Genomic DNA, 16,677 nt, shown 5'->3' with positions numbered 1-16,677 from the left:
TGGCATTTGGGACTAGTGTGACCATCGATCCGTCAGGAATCAACCCCGCGCGACACCCTGTTCCACGCTGACGGTCACCGGTTCTACCTGAATGGGAGATGCTCGTGCCGTACCGCCGTCCGAAACGTTCCGTCGTCCTCCCCGTGGTCGCGACTCTCGCGGTCGCCGCCCCGCTCGCGACGCTGACGCTGCGCGACTCTCCCGACTATCGCCCAGCGGGCGACAGCGATCTTGCCGCGATACCCGCGCAACTCGCCGAGGTGGCCTTGGCGTCCGCTCCCGACATCGTGTTGCCGCTGCGCGAACTCACCGGTTTGAACCTGCCCGATCTGCGCCTGTCCGACTTGCGGAAACTCCCGCTGCCGAAGTCGATTCCCGTCCCGCCCGGCCTACCCGCCCCGCCGGGCCTACAGCTACCCAGCGAGATCCCACTACCCCAATTCGGTGATCCGACGACCACCACCCCGACCCCGACGCCATACGCCGGTCCGGTCACCCCGCAGGCTCCCGCCCCCGCCGCGCCGACGCGGACTCCCGCCGGCTCCCCCGCGCACGCCGGCCCCGGCTTCATCGCCGCTCCGCTCGACCCCGCACAGGTTCCCGGCGCCGACCCGGCCGCCCCCGCCCTGTCGCCCGGTGCCGTACCACCGGATATGGCCGATCAGGTCGGTGCGGAGGTCAAGGAATTGACTCGGGACACCCCGTTCAGCATGGTCGCGCTGACCGCGAAGGAACTGGCCGACACCACCTCTCTGATCCGCGCCCAGCAGGCCGACGGCACCTGGGGACCGTGGTTCCCGGCCGATCGGGTCGATACCGATCGCAGCGATCACGCGGCCGCCCCCGCCCGGAGCGGCACCGAACCGATCTACGTCGGCGAGACCAAGGCGGTTCAGATACTGACCACCCACAAGGCGATCACCCCGGCCGCCGGCCGCTCCGACGACCCGGCGCAGCAGGCCGCGTCGCAACTCTCGGCGGTGCTGATCAATCCCGGGCGCGGCGCGATCGACGACAACCTGGCCTCCGTCGCCGCGCCGCTACCTGGCGGCGGGCCGAAGGTGATCAGCCGGGCGCAGTGGGGCGCCGACGAATCGCTGCGCTGCGAGGAACCCACCTACGACGACGGGCTGGGCGGAATCACCGTGCACCACACCGCCGGGCGCAACGACTACACCAAGGCCGAGTCCGCGGGCATCGTGCGCGCGATCTACGCGTATCACGCCAAAACGCTGGGCTGGTGCGATATCGGCTACAACGCACTGGTCGACAAGTACGGCCAGATCTTCGAGGGCCGCTACGGCGGTCTGGACCGCCCGGTCGAGGGCGCGCACGCGGGCGGTTTCAACGAGAACACCGCGGGCGTGGCGATGATGGGCGATTTCGAGACCGAACCGCCCAGCGACGCCCAGCTCCAGGCCACCGGGCAGTTCGTCGGCTGGCGGGCCGAGATCGCGGGACTGGACCCCGAGGGCCACACCACCATGTACTCCGAGGGCACCGACTACACCCCGTACGCCGAGGGTGCGGCGGTGGACCTGCCGATCGTGTTCGCACATCGCGATGTCGGCAATACCACCTGCCCCGGTGATGCCGCCTATGCGCGCATGGATCGCATCCGCGAGATCGCCGCGGGCGTCGCCGCCGGCACCGCGCCCGCGGCTCCGAAAGACGAACGCGCGCACGCGGATCTGGCGGCTCTCGCGAACGCGATCGCCACATACTGGGCGGGGCAGGGCGGTCCGAACGGACACCTCGGCGCCGCCTCCTCCGAACCGACGCCGACCGGCGACGGCGGCCAGTACGCCAAGTTCGTCAACGGCTACGTCTACGCCGCGCCCGACGGCTCGATCGTCGAGCTGGCAGGCCGGATCCTCGACCGCTTCGTCCAGCTCGGCGCCGAATCCGGGGCGCTCGGAACGCCTTTGCGCAATCCGTATCCGGTTCCCGGCGGTCAGCGGGCCGATTTCCGGCTCGGCTCACTGATCCTCGACACTGCCACCGGCGTCGTCACCACCCTGCTGGAACACGGTGGGGCACAACCCGGCCCGGCGGGCGAGCCGATTCCGCAGGCACTGCCCGTCGCGGATGCCCCGGCCCCGCCGACGGCTCCGGACGCGCCCGCGCCTTCCGATCCGCAAGCATCGGCCGCACCCCAGCCGGCACCCGATGCGCAACCGGCCCCCGATGCCCAAGCAGCACCGGAGGCGCCGGCCGCCCCCGCTCCCGAAGCGCCGAACCCGGCCGCACCCGCACCGGTTGGTCCGGTTCCCGAAGCGCCGCCCGCGCCCGAGTCCGCTGCGGCGGCGCCGTCCCAGCCCGTTCCTCCGGCCCCGGCGGGCTGAAGGCCGAGGTCGGCACCCCGAACTATTCGTGCAAACCTCCACCCACATGCGCGAAACCCGCCGATTGCGGCGAGGTTTGCACGATTGCTTCGGGCCGAGACAACCTGGGCTGAGGTCCTCAGCTCTCCCACCAGCGCTCGAGCACCCGCGCGACGCCGTCCTCCGAATTGGAGGCGGTGATCTCGTCGGCGGCGGCCTGGGCCTCGGGGTGAGCGTTGCCCATCGCCACGCCGTGCCCCGCCATCCGGAGCATCGGCACGTCGTTGGGCATATCGCCGAAGGCCAGGATCGCCGCCGGGTCCACCCCGAGCCGCTCGGCGACCACGCTCAGGCCGGCGGCCTTCGTGATCCCGGGCGCGGACAGTTCGATGAGCCCGTTGTTGGTGGAATAGGTGATGTCGGCACGCCCGGCCAGGTGGGGTTCCAGGGCCGACTGCATCTCCGCGCTGGGCGTTCCCCGCAGCCGGATCAGCATCTTGATCGCCGGCGCCGAGATGACCTCCTGCCGCGACACCTGGGTGTCGTCCGGATTCAGCCAGGCGTGCTCGTATTCGGGTGAGCTGACGAATTGCGGCGTCGCGGCATCGTGCGCGCTGCGGCCCACGCGCTCGGCGGCCAGCCCGCAGCCGGGTAGCACGCGCTCGGCGAGGTCGGCGATCCACGCCAGACTCTCCACATCCAATGTGCTGGTGTGCAGGATGCGATCGGCGGCACTGTCGTAGATCACCGCGCCGTTGCCGCAGACACACAGCGGAGGAAAGCCCAGGCCCTCGACCACCGGATCGATCCAGCGCGGCGGACGACCCGTGGCCAGCACGAACGGCACTCCGTCGGCGATCAGCGCGGCCACCGCGGTACGGGTGCGCGGCGTCACCCGTTCCCATTCGTCGAGCAGCGTGCCATCGACATCGGTGGCCACCATCTTCGGCTTCGGCAGACGCGTCACCTATTCCATCCTGCCCGAAATTCCGGCGCGGCTGTAATCATTTGCCCGCGCCCCGCCTGCGAGTGGACCGGATGTGGTGCACGATGTCACCGGTGGACTCGAGACCATTCCCTATGATCAGGGGCTAGTAACCGACCCGAGGGGACCGATGACCGGCTTTCTGCTACGACGTGCGCTCAACTATGTCGTGCTGCTGGCGCTGGCGTCGTTCCTGGCTTTCAGTCTGGCGTCGCTGACATTTCGCCCGCTGGACAGCCTCGAACAGCGCAATCCGCGACCGCCGCAGTCGGTGATCGATGCCAAGGCCCACGAACTGCATCTCGACCAGCCGATCCCGCAGCGCTACCTCACCTGGGTCGGCGGCGTGGTGCACGGTGACTTCGGCACGACCCTGACGGGGCAGCCGGTCAGCCAGGAACTGCCGCGCCGGATCGGGGTCAGTCTGCGGTTGCTGATCGTAGGCTCGGTCGTCGGAACGGTCCTCGGCGTGCTGATCGGTGCGGCCGGTGCGATCCGGCAATATCGGTTCAGCGACTACTTCACGACGATATTTTCCCTGCTGGTGCTCAGCACGCCTATCTTCCTGTTGGCCACGCTACTGAAATACGGTGCGCTGGAAATAAATTCGGCCGCGGGGCAGCAGATATTCCTCTATACCGGTGAAACCTCGGCCAATGCCGTGCACGGGGTGTGGAATCAGTTCGTCGACCGAGTGCAGCACATGATCGTCCCGAGCCTCGGTCTCGCCCTGGGCGCGATGGCCGGTTACAGCCGCTACCAGCGCAACGCCATGCTCGATGTGCTGCAGAGCGACTTCATCCGCACCGCGCGGGCCAAGGGACTCACCCGCCGCCGTGCGCTGTACAAACACGGCCTGCGCACCGCGCTGATTCCGATGGCGACCCTGTTCGCCTACAGCCTCGGCGCGCTGATCACCGGCGCCACCTTCACCGAGAAGATCTTCGGCTGGCACGGCGTCGGTGAATGGCTCGTTGACGGGATCAACGCGCAGGACATTTACATCGTGGTGACCGTCACGGTGTTCGCGGGATTCGTGGTGCTGGTTTCGGGCCTGCTGTCCGACATCGTGTATGCGATTCTGGATCCGCGAGTGCGGGTCGGATGATCGGGGCGAGAAAGTGACCGAAACCGAGATCATCGCGCAGGGCGCGCCGGAACCCGCTGCGGCCGGACGCCGAAAGCTGGTGTGGCGCAGGTTCCTGCGCAACAAGCCCGCCGTCGTCGGCGCGACCGTGCTGATCATCATGCTGATCGGCGCCTTCGCGATTCCGCCGTTCCTGTCCTACGACTATCAGGAGCGCGACCCGTACGCGCTGCTGCAGCCGCCGTCGCCGCAGCACTGGTTCGGAACCAACGAGATCGGCCAGGACATGCTGGCCCAGACTCTGCACGGTTTGCAGAAATCGCTGATCATCGGCATCTGCGTGGCCGTGCTGACCTCGCTGGTCGCGGTCACCGCGGGGTCGATCGCGGGTCTGCTCGGCGGTTGGACCGACCGCGCGATCATGTGGCTGGTCGACCTGCTGCTGGTGGTTCCCAGCTTCATCATCATCGCGATCTTCGCCCCGCGCACCAAGGGCAGCAGCTCGATTCTGCTGCTGATCGTGTTGCTGGCCGGGTTCAGCTGGATGATCAGTGCCCGCATCGTGCGCGGATTGACGCTGAGCCTGCGCGAACGCGAATTCGTCCGTGCGGCACGGTATATGGGCGCTTCGACGCGTTCGGTGATCGTCACCCACATCGTGCCGAATATCGCCTCGATCCTGATCATCGACACCACTCTCGCCGTCGGCGCGGCGATCATGTCCGAAACGGGTCTGAGCTTCCTCGGATTCGGTGTGCAACCGCCGGACGTGTCACTGGGCTCGCTGATCGCCTTCGGCACCAAATCGGCCTTGACCTTCCCGTGGTTGTTCCTGTTCCCGGGTGGTTTCCTGATCGCGATCGTGCTGTGCGCCAACCTCGTCGGCGACGGCCTGCGCGACGCCTTCGACCCGAGTTCCAAGGGCGCGCGGGCGGGCCGGAAGGCCGACCGGGCGGCGAAGCGGGACAAGGCGCAGCGCGGGAAGTCGGCGCGAACCTCCGGTGCCGGTCCGGATGAGCAGGCGGACAAGAGGATTGAAGCGGCATGACCGATCGCACCACCGAATCCGCCGACCGGGCGGACGCGCGGCGCAGCACGACCGCACCCCTGCTGGAGGTGTCGGACCTGCATGTGTCCTTCCCCAGCGAGGAGGGCCGCATCGACGCGGTGCGCGGAGTGAACTACACCGTCGCCGACGGTGAGGTGCTGGCCATCGTCGGCGAGTCGGGTTCCGGTAAATCGGTGTCCTCGCTGGCCGTGATGGGGTTGTTGCCCGATCAGGCCCGCATCCGCGGCTCGATCCGCCTGCGGGGCCGGGAGTTGCTCGGCATGGGCGACAAGCAGCTTTCGGCGCTGCGCGGGACGCGGATCAGCATGGTCTTCCAGGACCCGCTCTCGGCGCTCACGCCCGTCTACCGGGTCGGTGATCAGATCGCCGAGGCCCTGGTCGCCCACAAGAAGATGAGCAAGTCGCAGGCCGCGGCCCGGGCCGTGGAGCTGCTCGATCTGGTCGGTATTCCCGAACCGGCCGTGCGCGCCAAGGCTTTTCCGCACGAATTCTCCGGCGGTATGCGCCAGCGCGTGGTGATCGCGATGGCGATCGCCAACGATCCGGAACTGATCATCTGCGACGAACCCACCACCGCCTTGGATGTGACGGTGCAGGCGCAGATCCTCGACCTGCTGCGCAAGGCGCGCGACATCACCGGCGCCGGCGTCATCATGATCACCCACGACATGGGGATCGCGGCCACGCTGGCCGACCGGGTGGCGGTGATGTACGCCGGGCGGATCGTCGAAAACGCCCCCGCCGCAGAGCTGTTCAACTCGCCGCGGATGCCGTACACCGTCGGCCTGCTCGGTTCCATCCCGCGGATGGACGGCCCGGCCCGGACGCCGCTCATCCCGATCGTGGGTACGCCCCCGCCCATGCACGCCCTGCCGCCGGGCTGTCCCTTCGCGCCGCGCTGCCCGGTCTCGATCGACGACTGCCTGGCCGCGGAGCCGCCACTGCAGGAAACCGCGCCCGCGCACCGGGCGGCCTGCATCCGCACCGCCGAAGTGGGGACCGCGGACCTGTTCGCCGCCTACCGCCACGACACCGACAGCGTCGCCGCGCCGGAACCCGCCGATTCCGATGTGGTGCTGCGGGTTTCGGGCCTGATCAAGACGTTCCCGGTCACCTCCGGTGTGGTCTTCAAGCGCCGTACCGGCGAGGTGCGCGCGGTCGACGGCATCGACTTCGCGGTCCGCAAGGGACGCACACTCGCGCTCGTCGGTGAATCCGGATCCGGGAAATCGACGACGTTGAGCCAGATCATGGACCTCGTGCAGCCGCAGGCGGGCACGATCGAGGTCTTCGGCGAGGATGTCGCGACGCTGAGCAAGCAGCGCAAACGCGATATCCGCCGCAAATTGCAGATCGTGTTCCAGGATCCGGCGTCCTCGCTGGATCCGCGCCTGCCGATTTTCGACGCCCTGGCCGAGCCGTTGCGCGTCGACGGCCGGTCCCGCGACGACATTCGCAAGCGGGTACCGGAATTGCTGAAGCAGGTAGGTCTTCGCGCCGAACACGCCGATCGCTATCCGGCCGATTTCTCGGGCGGGCAGAAGCAGCGCATCAATATCGCGCGGGCGATGGCGCTGGACCCGCAACTGCTCGTACTCGACGAGCCGGTGTCCTCGCTCGACGTTTCCATTCAGGCCGGGGTGCTGAACCTCCTGCGGGATCTGCAGGCCGAACGCGGGCTGTCGTATCTGTTCGTCTCCCATGATCTTTCGGTGGTCCGCAATCTCGCGCACGATATCGCGGTCATGTATCGCGGCAAGATCGTCGAATCCGGTCCGGCCGAGCAGATTTTCGCGTCGCCGCAGCACGAGTACACCCGCGCGCTGATCGACGCGGTTCCGCTTCCGGTCGTCGCGCGCTAGGAGTTCGTCGTGAGGATACGTGCCCGGGCATTGCGTTCGGCCGCTGTCGTAGTGGCGGCCGGGGTGGGCATCACGCTGGCCGGCTGCGCATCGGTGAACACCACGAACGGGCCCGCGGCCCTCGGATCCGCCAACGACATCAATCCGCAGCCGCGCGATGCGGTGCGCGACGGCGGCAACCTGCGGTTGGCGATCAGCGGATATCCGGCCAATTGGAATTCCCTGTCCATCGACGGCAACGAGTTGGAGACCGGGGAGGTGCTGTGGCCGTTGATGCCGCGGTCGTACCTGATCGACGCGACCGGCCAATTGACGATCGACAAGGACTATTTCACCGATATCCAGCTCACCGGCACCGATCCGCAACAGGTCACCTACACCATCAACCCCAAGGCGGTGTGGAGTGACGGATCACCGATCACCTGGGAGGACATCGCCTCCCAAGCCCATGCGCTGTCGAGCGTGGACACCCGCTATCAGATCGCGATCAACAACGGATTCGATCGGGTCGACAAGGTCGAACGCGGGGTCGACGACCGACAGGCCGTGATCACCTTCAAACAGCACTACGCGGATTGGCGCGGTCAGTTCGCCGGAAACGCGATGCTGTATCCGAAATCGGTCACCGCCGATCCGGATACCTTCAATCGCGCGCTCGCCGGCGGTATCGCGCTCACCTCCGGGCCGTTCGTGGTCCGCTCCACCGATCGCACGCAGGGCCGAATCGTGCTGGGCCGCAATCCGAAATGGTGGGGCGATACTCCGAAACTGGACACCATCACCTTCAGTGTGATGGATCAGTCCGCATATGCGGCGGCCCTGCAGAACAACGAACTCGACGCCGCGCGCCTGAACTCCATCGAGGATCTGGCGACCGTGCGCAGCGGTTCCGAACTGGTCGTACGCCACGCCCCGGGAAATCTGTGGCGGCACATCACCTTCAACGGCGCGCCCGGTTCGATTCTGGCGGATCCCGCACTGCGGGTGGCGATATCGAAGGCTATCGATCGGCAGGGCATCGCGAATGCGATCGAAAACGGTCTGGTGTCGAATCCGAAGCCGTTGAACAATCACATCTTCGTCCAGGGACAAGAGGGTTATCAGGACAACAGCCTGCCCTACGATCCCGCGGCCGCAGCGCGCGAACTCGACGCACTGGGCTGGAAACAGCAGGGCGATGTGCGGGTGAAAGACGGCCGCCGCCTCGAGATTCGCGATGTGATGTACAACGACCCCACCTGGGTTCGGGTCGCGCAGATCGTCCAGGGCGACCTCGCGAAGGTCGGCGTGAAGCTGACCATCGCCACCCGGCAACGCCAGGGTTTCTTCACCGACGCGATGATCCCCGGCGATTTCGATATCGCGCAGTTCCAGTTCTCGGGTGACGCATTCCCGTTCGGGAGCATCCCGCAGATCTACGCCTACCACCCCGATGACGAGCAGAGCAATTTCGGTCGCATCGGCTCCCCGGAGTTGAACGCACTGATCGAGCAGACCCTCAGTGAATTGGATCCGAAGAAGGCCATCGAACTCGCGAACCAGGTGGACCGCAAGGTTTTCGAAGAGGGTTTCTCGCTGCCGCTCACCCAGGATCCGGGCAACTACGGCGTACGGACCACCGTCGCCAACTACGGGGCTCCCGGCCTGGCCACCTACGACTACACCAAGATCGGCTTCGTCAGTTAGCCGCCCGTCCCGACGAAAGGAGAACGAAACCATGCGGATTCGTTCGACAATAACCCGGCTCGCGATCCCCGCGGTCGCGTTCGGATTGCTGCTGTCGGGGTGTTCGGGCTCCACGACCGGGACCGGGAGTTCCGACCTCGGCACGACCAACGACATCAACCCGCACGACGTCGCCGACCTTCGCGACGGCGGCAATCTACGGTTGGCGATCTCGGAATTCCCGCCGAACTGGAACACCCTTCAGATCGACGGCAACAACTACGACATCACCGCGGTCGAGCGGCCGATGATGCCCCAGGCATTCACCATCGATGCCGCCGGCGGCACGCATCTCAACACCGACTACTTCACCAACGTCGAGTTGACCGGCACCGATCCGCAAACCGTCACCTACACCATCAACCCGAAGGCGGTGTGGACGGACGGGACGCCGATCACGTGGGAGGACATCGCCTCTCAAGCCGAGGCGCTGAGCGGTCGCAACCCGGAGTATCTGATCGCCAACAATATGGGTTTCGATCGGGTCGCGAAGGTCGAGCGCGGCGTCGACGACCGCCAGGCGGTGCTGACATTCAACAAGCATTTCGGTGAATGGCAGGGCCAGTTCTCCGGCAACAGCCTGCTGTACCCGAAGTCGGTGACCTCGAATCCGGAGGCGTTCAACAAGAGTCTCGTCGACGGGATCAAGGTGACGGCCGGACCGTTCGTCATCCAGTCCACCGATCGAACTCAAGGGCGTATCACGCTGGGGCGCAACCCGAAATGGTGGGGCGCGACGCCGAAACTCGACACCGTCAATTTCAGCGTGCTCGATTCGGCGGCGCTGGTCCCCGCATTGCAGAACGACGAACTCGACGCGATCGGAATCGGTAGTCGCGGCGATCTGCTGACGGCTCAGGGCGTTCCGAATGTCTCCATCCGTCGCGCGCCGGCGTTGCAGTGGTCGCATCTCACATTCAACGGCGCCCCCGGGTCGATTCTGGAGGATCCCAAGGTTCGCGTCGCCGTCTCCAAGGCGATCGATCGGCAGGGTATCGCGAATGCCATTCAGAACGGACTCGTCGCCGAGCCCAAACCACTGAACAACCACATCTACCTGGAGGGGCAGAAGGGCTACCAGAACAACGCCCTGCCCTACGACCCGGATGCCGCCGCCCGCGAACTCGACGCGCTCGGCTGGAAATTGCAGGGTGACGTGCGCGTGAAGGACGGCCGCAAACTCGAGATCCGCGATGTGATGTACAACGATCCGTCCTGGGTGCAGATGGCGCAGATCATGCAGCAGAATCTCGCCAAGATCGGCGTGAAACTCACGATCGACACTCGGCCGGGACAGGGGCTGTTCACGAATGTGTTCCAGAAGGGCGATTTCGATCTGGCGCAGTTCTCCTGGGTCGGTGACCCGTTCCCCTTGGGCAGCATCAGCCAGATCTGGGGATACGACCCGAACAACTGGCAGGGCAATTACGGCCACATCGGTTCCCCGGAACTCAACGATCTGATCGAGAAGACCGTCTCGGAATTGGACCCGAACAAGGCCATCGATCTGGCCAATCAGGTCGACCGCCAGATCTTCGCCGAGGGCCATTCGCTCCCGCTGCTGCAGTCGCCCGGCATCGTCGCGACCCGTTCCAATCTCGCCAACTACGGCGCGCGCGGCCTGGCCACCCTCGACTGGACGAAAGTCGGCTACCTGAAGTGATTTCCGGTACCGGCCATCCCCTGGCCTATCCGGTTCTCACCACGATCGGCGCCCTGGTGATCTGCATCGCCTGGGCGCCGTTCGCCGATTCGGAGCAGTTGGCCATGTTGGCGGCGGTCGCACTGGTTGTGGTGTTGTACAGCGGGTTTCGTCTCGCGGTGGCGTTCGGGGTGGCACCGTGGCGCACGATTCCGGCGGGGACGTTCCGGGTGAAGCGGGTACGCCAGCAGAACCGGTTGCTGAGCCGATCGTGGCTCGAACTCAGCTCGGAGGGCCGAACCAACTGGCTGCCGGTCTATTTCGATCCGGCACTCGTCGGCCTGACGGAATCCGATGCCACCTGCGACGCCACCGTGGTCGTGAACGGTCGCCGCCTGTTCCCGTCCGGCGCCGCCCGCGACTCCGAACCGCAAGGCCGCCTGATCGACAACCCGACCCGCCCCGACCCCGACGGCCCCTCCCACGCCGCCGCGTCCACCCGCCTGGGCCGCCGCCTGCTCCTCGACGCCCAGTTCGCCGTCGTCGCCCCCTTCGCCGGCCTGTTCTGGATATATGTCGCCGGCGGCGGCGTCCCCGCCTTCGCCGGAGCGACAGTGGTAGCCGCCGCCACCGCCACCTGGTTCGCCGCCATCCGCGGGTCCGACCCGAGCTGATCCCCACAGTCCCGTCGCGGTCGCCCGCGGCCGACTCGGCATCCCGGGCAGCGGCCGACCGCCACCTGGACCATCGATGGGCTCTCACATAGCATCGGGGCATGAGCGATAGTGGGGGGAATTCGCCAGGTCCCGGCCAAGATTTCACCGTTGTGCCCGAACGGGTACGCGATGTGGGCGTCTACATCTACGGTTTGGCCGAAACACTGCACAATGCATTGGATTCCGCAGCCGAAGATGTTTCGGAATTGCTGTCCGACAGCTGGACCGGCGACTACGCCGACGAGTTCTCCGAGGGCTGGACCGAGGTCCACGACGGCGGCCGACAGATCTTCCAGGCCCTCGCCACCTTGGCCGACAAACTCGGTGTTACGGCGGAGACGTTTCAGTCGGTCGACGCGAACAGCGCTGCCGCTCTGGACGTTCCGAGACTGGACTGGACCTGAACTGTGGCCTCGCGATTCTCGGTAGACCTCGAACACCTGGACCACATCGTCTCCCGCCTGGTCGGACTGGCCGGCTACATCGAGGACCACCTGTCGGATATCGAACAGCGAGTGGCGAGTTTGCAGGGCACCGGCTGGGAGGGCTTGGCCGCCCGCGCCTACGACGACGCACACCGCGAATGGATCAGCGGGGCGAGGGAACTGGTCGAAGGCGTCAAGGACATGAGCGACGCGGCCAAAGAGGCCCATGCCGCCTACACTCGTGCGCTGGAACTCAACTGGCGAATGCTGCAGAGCGGCAACAGATGATCGTCGACTGGGAGACGTACTATGACGCAGCCGACAAGTGCCGAGAGCTAGCGGAGGGTCTTCGCACAGCGGATAAGCCTGTTCATGATGCGGTCAGGGGCGAGTGCGCGGGAATGGCCGGAGACGCTCCCGGCTGCAGGGAATGGGGGCAGGCATACGACGAAGCCGCCCGCCGAACCTTGCAGGCCTGCGCCAGCCTCGCCAATGCCCTCACAAACTACAGCGCTGTTCTGTACGCCCAGGGATACCACTGGGGCATAGCGAACAAGTCGCACCCTCCCCCACAGCAGCCGGACATCAGGCAAGTCAGCGAATACAAGGTCGACATACCGACTTCGGCACACGGTAGCGGAATAGGGTTCGGCGACAACGGCGGCGTTGAAGAGTTCTTCGATGACCTGGTCCACCGGGTTGCCAAGGCGTTCGGCATGCTGCCCAACGGCGACTCCGGGAAAATGCACAAGACCGCCGAGACATGGAGGGTATTCGCAGATAATCCGATCATCCTTGAAGCGGCCGATCGCATCACGGCTATTTCGGACCTGTTCATCGCGATGGATGCCGACAACCATAGAAACGAGATACAAGGTCACCTGAACGATCTGCGAACCAGCGCGAAAACCGTCTCGCTGGCCGCGAATCGCATGGCTCCGCCGGTGGACGATTACTATGAAGCACTTATCGCATTGAGCACGGCTTGTACCGACAGGATCATCCTCAGTGAAAGTAGCGTCGGAGTCACAGCAACTGCGCGGCACGGCGTTTCGGGATCGCTGTTCGATATCGGACTTCCCGCGAGCGCTGCAGCCCGCGGGAACAAGGTCTCTGTCGACGGCACAATGGACGCGATCCAGAGTGCGTACCAAGCAAGCACCCTGCCGGACATCCTCGGTATGCGCGCGCTCGACGCCGGTGCGAAAGGTGCTGTCGCAGCTTTCAACGATGTGCCCGCGACAGGCCTCGATTCGGCGATCGCCAGACTCTCGGTCATCATCGCAATGAGGGCTACGCTCGACGAGAATTCAGGGCCGGGCTCCACGTCGTCCGCACCCGGATCGATCGATGAAAGCGCAAAGAAATTCAATGACCGGGAGAAGCGCATCGCCGTGCTACAAGCTTCGGAGGGCCACCATGTGCGGGCCGTCCCGGAAAGCAATGTGCCTGGCAGGCGAACGGCTGACGCCGAGGTCGACGGCGTGCCCACCGAGTACAAGTCACTTGATCCGGGGGCGACCAACGGGACAGTCAAGAACCAGCTGAACAGCGCCCAGGGGCAGGCGGATCATGCGGTGCTGGACGCTCGTGGAAGCGGGCTGTCGGAAGAAGAGGCCAGGAGGGGGATGAACAGGTACCTCGGCGCGAACGATGGAAAGATGACCGATATCAGAATTATCGGCGATGGCTGGGAAATCCGTTGGCCATAGGGAGAGAAGCTTGAGTTCGTATCACCAGATCTTCATCAGAAGCGACCAACCCCGGGATGTCCTGATCGAGGATATAGACCATGCGGCGAGAGTTTCGCTTACCGATGTGTCCACGAGAGGTGACGGCTCGTTTTGGGGCGCCGCATCGCGAAACGCTGTCGTCGAATTGGAGTTCGGTCACGACTTCGACAACGATGGCCAGCTGGACTTCGAGTCCTATCCGATCGCATTGACAATTCGTGACTCCGGATCCGACAAGGGGCGTGAGCGTCAGGTCGCTGATGATGTCTTCGAAAATCTTCGGCGGACCGGGCGTTACGACCTGCTGTACGTCTACGACCTGCAAGAGCTCATGCGCAGAAGTTAGGCAGGCCACCTGGTGTGCGGCGCGCGCCGGACACGCGCTGATAGGTCCGATGAAGTTCGAACCCGGTCCTGATGCGAGCGCTGGCTTTTATCCTTGGGCGCGTTTGGCTTTCGCGGCGGCGCGGCGTTCCATCTCTTCGCGCTCCAGTACCTTCGCCTGCTCCAATGTCGGTGCGGTACCGCCCAGTCGGGCGGGGACCCAGCGTGCGCCCGGTGGCATTTCGTAGTCTCGTTGTGCCGCGTCGAGCAGTTTTTCCATGCTGGAACGCAGGGTGGCGGTCAGGTCTTCGGCGGGTTCGGCGGGGGGTACGGGTTCGCCTACCTGGATGTTGATCGGGAAGTTGTGGCGGCCCAGTTGTTTCGGGATGTCTTTGGTCCAGACGCGTTGGGCGCCCCAGATCGTCATGGGGACGATGGGGACGCCGGCTTCGATCGCCATGCGGGCGGCGCCGGATTTGAATTCCTTCAGTTCGAAGCTGCGGCTGATGGTGGCTTCGGGGTAGACGACGACGATTTCGCCGTCGCGCAGGGCGGTGACGGCGCGGGAGTAGGACTCGGCGCCGGCGGTGCGGTCCACGCCGATTGCCTTGCAGTGCTTCATGAGCCAGCCGACGATGCCGTGTTCGAGTTCGGCCTTCATCATGTAGCGGACGTTGCGGCCGGATTCGCGGCCGACCAGTCCGACCTCCATGAAGTCCAGGTAGGCCGTGTGATTCACGGCCAGGACCGCACCACCGGTGCGCGGGATGTTCTCGCCGCCGACGATGTCGATCTTCAGGCCCTGTGCCCAGAAGATGGTGCGGACCAATCCCGTGAGGACGTCGAAAACTGGCTCTCGCGTCATCGGTGACACTCCTGGTACTACCGGGCCGATCCTGCCGTCAGGAGTCGGCATCTCCCGCTTCGGCGGCACGACGTGCCGCGCGCGCCTCCGCTTTCGCCTTCGCCTCGGCGGCGTCCATCGCGTCGGCCTCCTCCAGCGTCGGTGCGCCGCCGCCCAAGCGGGCCGGCACCCAGTATGCGCCGGGCTCGTGCGTGTAGTCCTTCTGCAGGCCGAGCAGCATGTCCTGCATGGTCGAGCGCACGGTCTCGGTGAGTTCGGCGACGGCCTTCTCGTCCGCCTCGGCGGGCGGCAGGATGGGCTTGCCGACGGCGATCGAGATGGGAGTGTTGGTGCGGCCCAGGCGCTTCGGATGCCCCTTGGTCCATACCCGCTGCGCACCCCAGATCGTCATCGGAATGATCGGGACACCGGCCTCGACGGCCATCCGGGCGGCACCCGACTTGAATTCCTTGATCTCGAAGCTGCGGCTGATGGTCGCCTCGGGATACACCCCGACCAGTTCGCCGCGGCGCAGATAGTCCACGGCCGCCTTGTAGGAGTCCGCGCCGGCCGCGCGGTCGACGGGGATGTGCCGCAGCACGCGCATGATCGGCCCGGAGATCGAGTTGTCGAAGACTTCCTTCTTCGCCATGAACCGGATATAGCGCTTCGGCGTCCGCGCGGGCAGGCCCGCGTAGGTGAAGTCCATATAGCCGGTGTGGTTGATCGCGATGACCGCGCCGCCCTGCGCGGGGATGTTCTCAGCCCCCGTGACGTCGAATTTCAGTCCCTGTACGAAGAAGACGGTCCGGGCCAGGCCGATGATCGTCCGGTATACGGGTTCCACAATTCCGCTAGCGTAGTCGCTGTCACATTTTCGCTACCGACCGCCGCACAGGAAACGAGGTTCAGCGCAGTGGAAAGCCCCAGTCCAGCATCGCGTGCAGGCGGCCGGAAACCACGAGGGGGTATGGGCGTGGCGCCGCATACCGGCCGCGCAGCGCGACGCGGCAGGCGGCTCTCGGCGGCGCGGGCAGGCGGTCTGGCGATCGTGGTCGCGGGCATCCTCGCCGGATGTGATTCGCAGGTCGGCATCGAGGGCACCGACTATCACACGTCCGATAATTCCTCCGCGGCAACGCAATCCGCCGCTCCCTCGTCCTCCCGTATCGCCGCTCCCGCGCCCCGGACCACCCCGGCGCCGCCCGAATCCGCGATCGCGGTAGCCCTCGTGACGGCCGATCCGCAGGCCACCGCGGCAATGACCCGCTGGGTGAACGATCTGCGGCAACTCACTCCGGCGGATATGGAAGCCAAGTGCTGGACGATGGCTCCCCGCAACGTCCAGACGATGTACTCCGACAAGTCGGCCATCGAGTCGGCGCTGGCGCAGCCGGGCAGCGACAACGGCACCGCCCTCGTGTGGAAGTCGGCGAGCGGAACCGCCGACGCCGTGACCGTGGTCGCCGAGCGAGCGGATATCGCCACCGGATACGCCTGCCCACGGGTCTACCCCGCCGGCGCCGAGATCGGTTTCGGCACCGGCAGCGAGGCCCAGACCGCCGACGCCCGCCACGTCGTCCGACGCTATCTGTCACGCCAGACAGGACATCCGATCGACGCGGCGGACCAGGAAAACTCCCATCCTCTGGTGTGCGCCGCCGCCACCGCCTGGGATCCGAACGGCACCGGACGCACATCGCGCCCGCCGCTGGCGACCGATGCGGCCAAGCTCGCCACCGCGACCGCCTTCTCCGATCAGTCGCTCAGTTCCACTGCTCTGAACAGCACTTATCTGTCCATATCGGCCACGGTCACGGCCGGCGGCAGTCAGCAGGAACGGACGTACACCGTGAAGGCGACCGATAGCGGATATTGCATCGGCGACGTTTCCGCCTGATGCACTGAGACGTTGCGGTGGCCCGGTAACCCGCAACATCC

At 65.9% G+C, this 16,677-nt stretch carries 15 protein-coding genes; 12 read left to right on the top strand and 3 right to left on the bottom strand.

Going from position 1 to position 16,677, the window contains the following annotated elements; translation table 11 throughout:
- Positions 1–98 precede the first annotated feature (98 nt).
- Positions 99–2,345, top strand: coding sequence for an N-acetylmuramoyl-L-alanine amidase (locus tag ACPCUW_RS05165; protein ID WP_423423825.1), 2,247 nt, complete (start codon positions 99–101; stop codon positions 2,343–2,345).
- A gap of 118 nt (positions 2,346–2,463) precedes the next feature.
- Here the strand turns inward: ACPCUW_RS05165 and ACPCUW_RS05160 are convergent, their stop codons facing one another.
- Positions 2,464–3,267, bottom strand: a complete 804-nt coding sequence (locus tag ACPCUW_RS05160; RefSeq protein ID WP_063016453.1) for a Cof-type HAD-IIB family hydrolase — start codon at positions 3,265–3,267, stop codon at positions 2,464–2,466.
- Positions 3,268–3,439: 172 nt separating this feature from the next.
- On the opposite strand from ACPCUW_RS05160, the gene ACPCUW_RS05155 reads away from it, so the two are divergent.
- The 10 genes from ACPCUW_RS05155 (at position 3,440) to ACPCUW_RS05110 (ending at position 13,914) form a co-directional block, all read left to right on the top strand.
- Entirely contained in the window at positions 3,440–4,417 is a 978-nt protein-coding gene (locus ACPCUW_RS05155) for an ABC transporter permease (protein WP_030516788.1), read from the top strand.
- A gap of 13 nt (positions 4,418–4,430) precedes the next feature.
- Positions 4,431–5,444, top strand: coding sequence for an ABC transporter permease (locus tag ACPCUW_RS05150; RefSeq protein ID WP_051756644.1), 1,014 nt, complete (start codon positions 4,431–4,433; stop codon positions 5,442–5,444).
- Positions 5,441–7,327: an ABC transporter ATP-binding protein gene (locus ACPCUW_RS05145; protein WP_063016416.1), complete on the top strand. Its 1,887-nt coding sequence runs from the start codon at positions 5,441–5,443 to the stop codon at positions 7,325–7,327. The genes ACPCUW_RS05150 and ACPCUW_RS05145 overlap by 4 nt, the downstream gene beginning before the upstream one ends.
- A gap of 15 nt (positions 7,328–7,342) precedes the next feature.
- The gene (locus ACPCUW_RS05140; protein WP_423424028.1) at positions 7,343–9,013 is read left to right on the top strand and encodes an ABC transporter family substrate-binding protein; all 1,671 of its coding nucleotides are present in this window, start codon (positions 7,343–7,345) and stop codon (positions 9,011–9,013) included.
- A 31-nt stretch (positions 9,014–9,044) separates the two neighbouring features.
- Entirely contained in the window at positions 9,045–10,715 is a 1,671-nt protein-coding gene (locus ACPCUW_RS05135; protein ID WP_030516784.1) for an ABC transporter family substrate-binding protein, read from the top strand.
- 56 nt (positions 10,716–10,771) lie between these two features.
- The gene (locus ACPCUW_RS05130) at positions 10,772–11,368 is read left to right on the top strand and encodes a hypothetical protein (RefSeq protein ID WP_305779658.1); all 597 of its coding nucleotides are present in this window, start codon (positions 10,772–10,774) and stop codon (positions 11,366–11,368) included.
- A gap of 101 nt (positions 11,369–11,469) precedes the next feature.
- The gene (locus ACPCUW_RS05125; RefSeq protein ID WP_423423824.1) at positions 11,470–11,814 is read left to right on the top strand and encodes a WXG100 family type VII secretion target; all 345 of its coding nucleotides are present in this window, start codon (positions 11,470–11,472) and stop codon (positions 11,812–11,814) included.
- A gap of 3 nt (positions 11,815–11,817) precedes the next feature.
- A complete protein-coding gene (locus ACPCUW_RS05120) occupies positions 11,818–12,123 on the top strand; it encodes a WXG100 family type VII secretion target (protein ID WP_423423823.1) in 306 nt (101 codons plus the stop codon).
- Positions 12,120–13,547, top strand: a complete 1,428-nt coding sequence (locus tag ACPCUW_RS05115; RefSeq protein WP_423423822.1) for a hypothetical protein — start codon at positions 12,120–12,122, stop codon at positions 13,545–13,547. Before ACPCUW_RS05120 ends, ACPCUW_RS05115 begins: the two co-directional genes overlap by 4 nt.
- Before the next feature lie 10 nt (positions 13,548–13,557).
- A complete protein-coding gene (locus tag ACPCUW_RS05110; protein ID WP_423423821.1) occupies positions 13,558–13,914 on the top strand; it encodes a hypothetical protein in 357 nt (118 codons plus the stop codon).
- 87 nt (positions 13,915–14,001) lie between these two features.
- On the opposite strand, the gene ACPCUW_RS05105 is transcribed toward ACPCUW_RS05110, so the two are convergent.
- Together ACPCUW_RS05105 and ACPCUW_RS05100 are read right to left on the bottom strand one after the other, a co-directional pair.
- A complete protein-coding gene (locus tag ACPCUW_RS05105) occupies positions 14,002–14,757 on the bottom strand; it encodes a lysophospholipid acyltransferase family protein (RefSeq protein WP_423423820.1) in 756 nt (251 codons plus the stop codon).
- Positions 14,758–14,794: 37 nt separating this feature from the next.
- Positions 14,795–15,583, bottom strand: coding sequence for a lysophospholipid acyltransferase family protein (locus tag ACPCUW_RS05100; RefSeq protein WP_423423819.1), 789 nt, complete (start codon positions 15,581–15,583; stop codon positions 14,795–14,797).
- Between the two features lie 129 nt (positions 15,584–15,712).
- Here ACPCUW_RS05100 and ACPCUW_RS05095 point away from each other — a divergent pair, with 129 nt between their 5' ends.
- Positions 15,713–16,636, top strand: a complete 924-nt coding sequence (locus tag ACPCUW_RS05095) for a hypothetical protein (protein ID WP_423423818.1) — start codon at positions 15,713–15,715, stop codon at positions 16,634–16,636.
- Positions 16,637–16,677 lie beyond the last annotated feature (41 nt).

Origin of the sequence: Nocardia sp. AB354, from assembly GCF_049538315.1 — a bacterium.
Taxonomy (GTDB): Bacteria; Actinomycetota; Actinomycetes; order Mycobacteriales; family Mycobacteriaceae; genus Nocardia; species Nocardia nova.
Note: the sequence above shows the minus strand (reverse complement) of the source record. Positions and strands in the feature narration are given on the sequence as shown.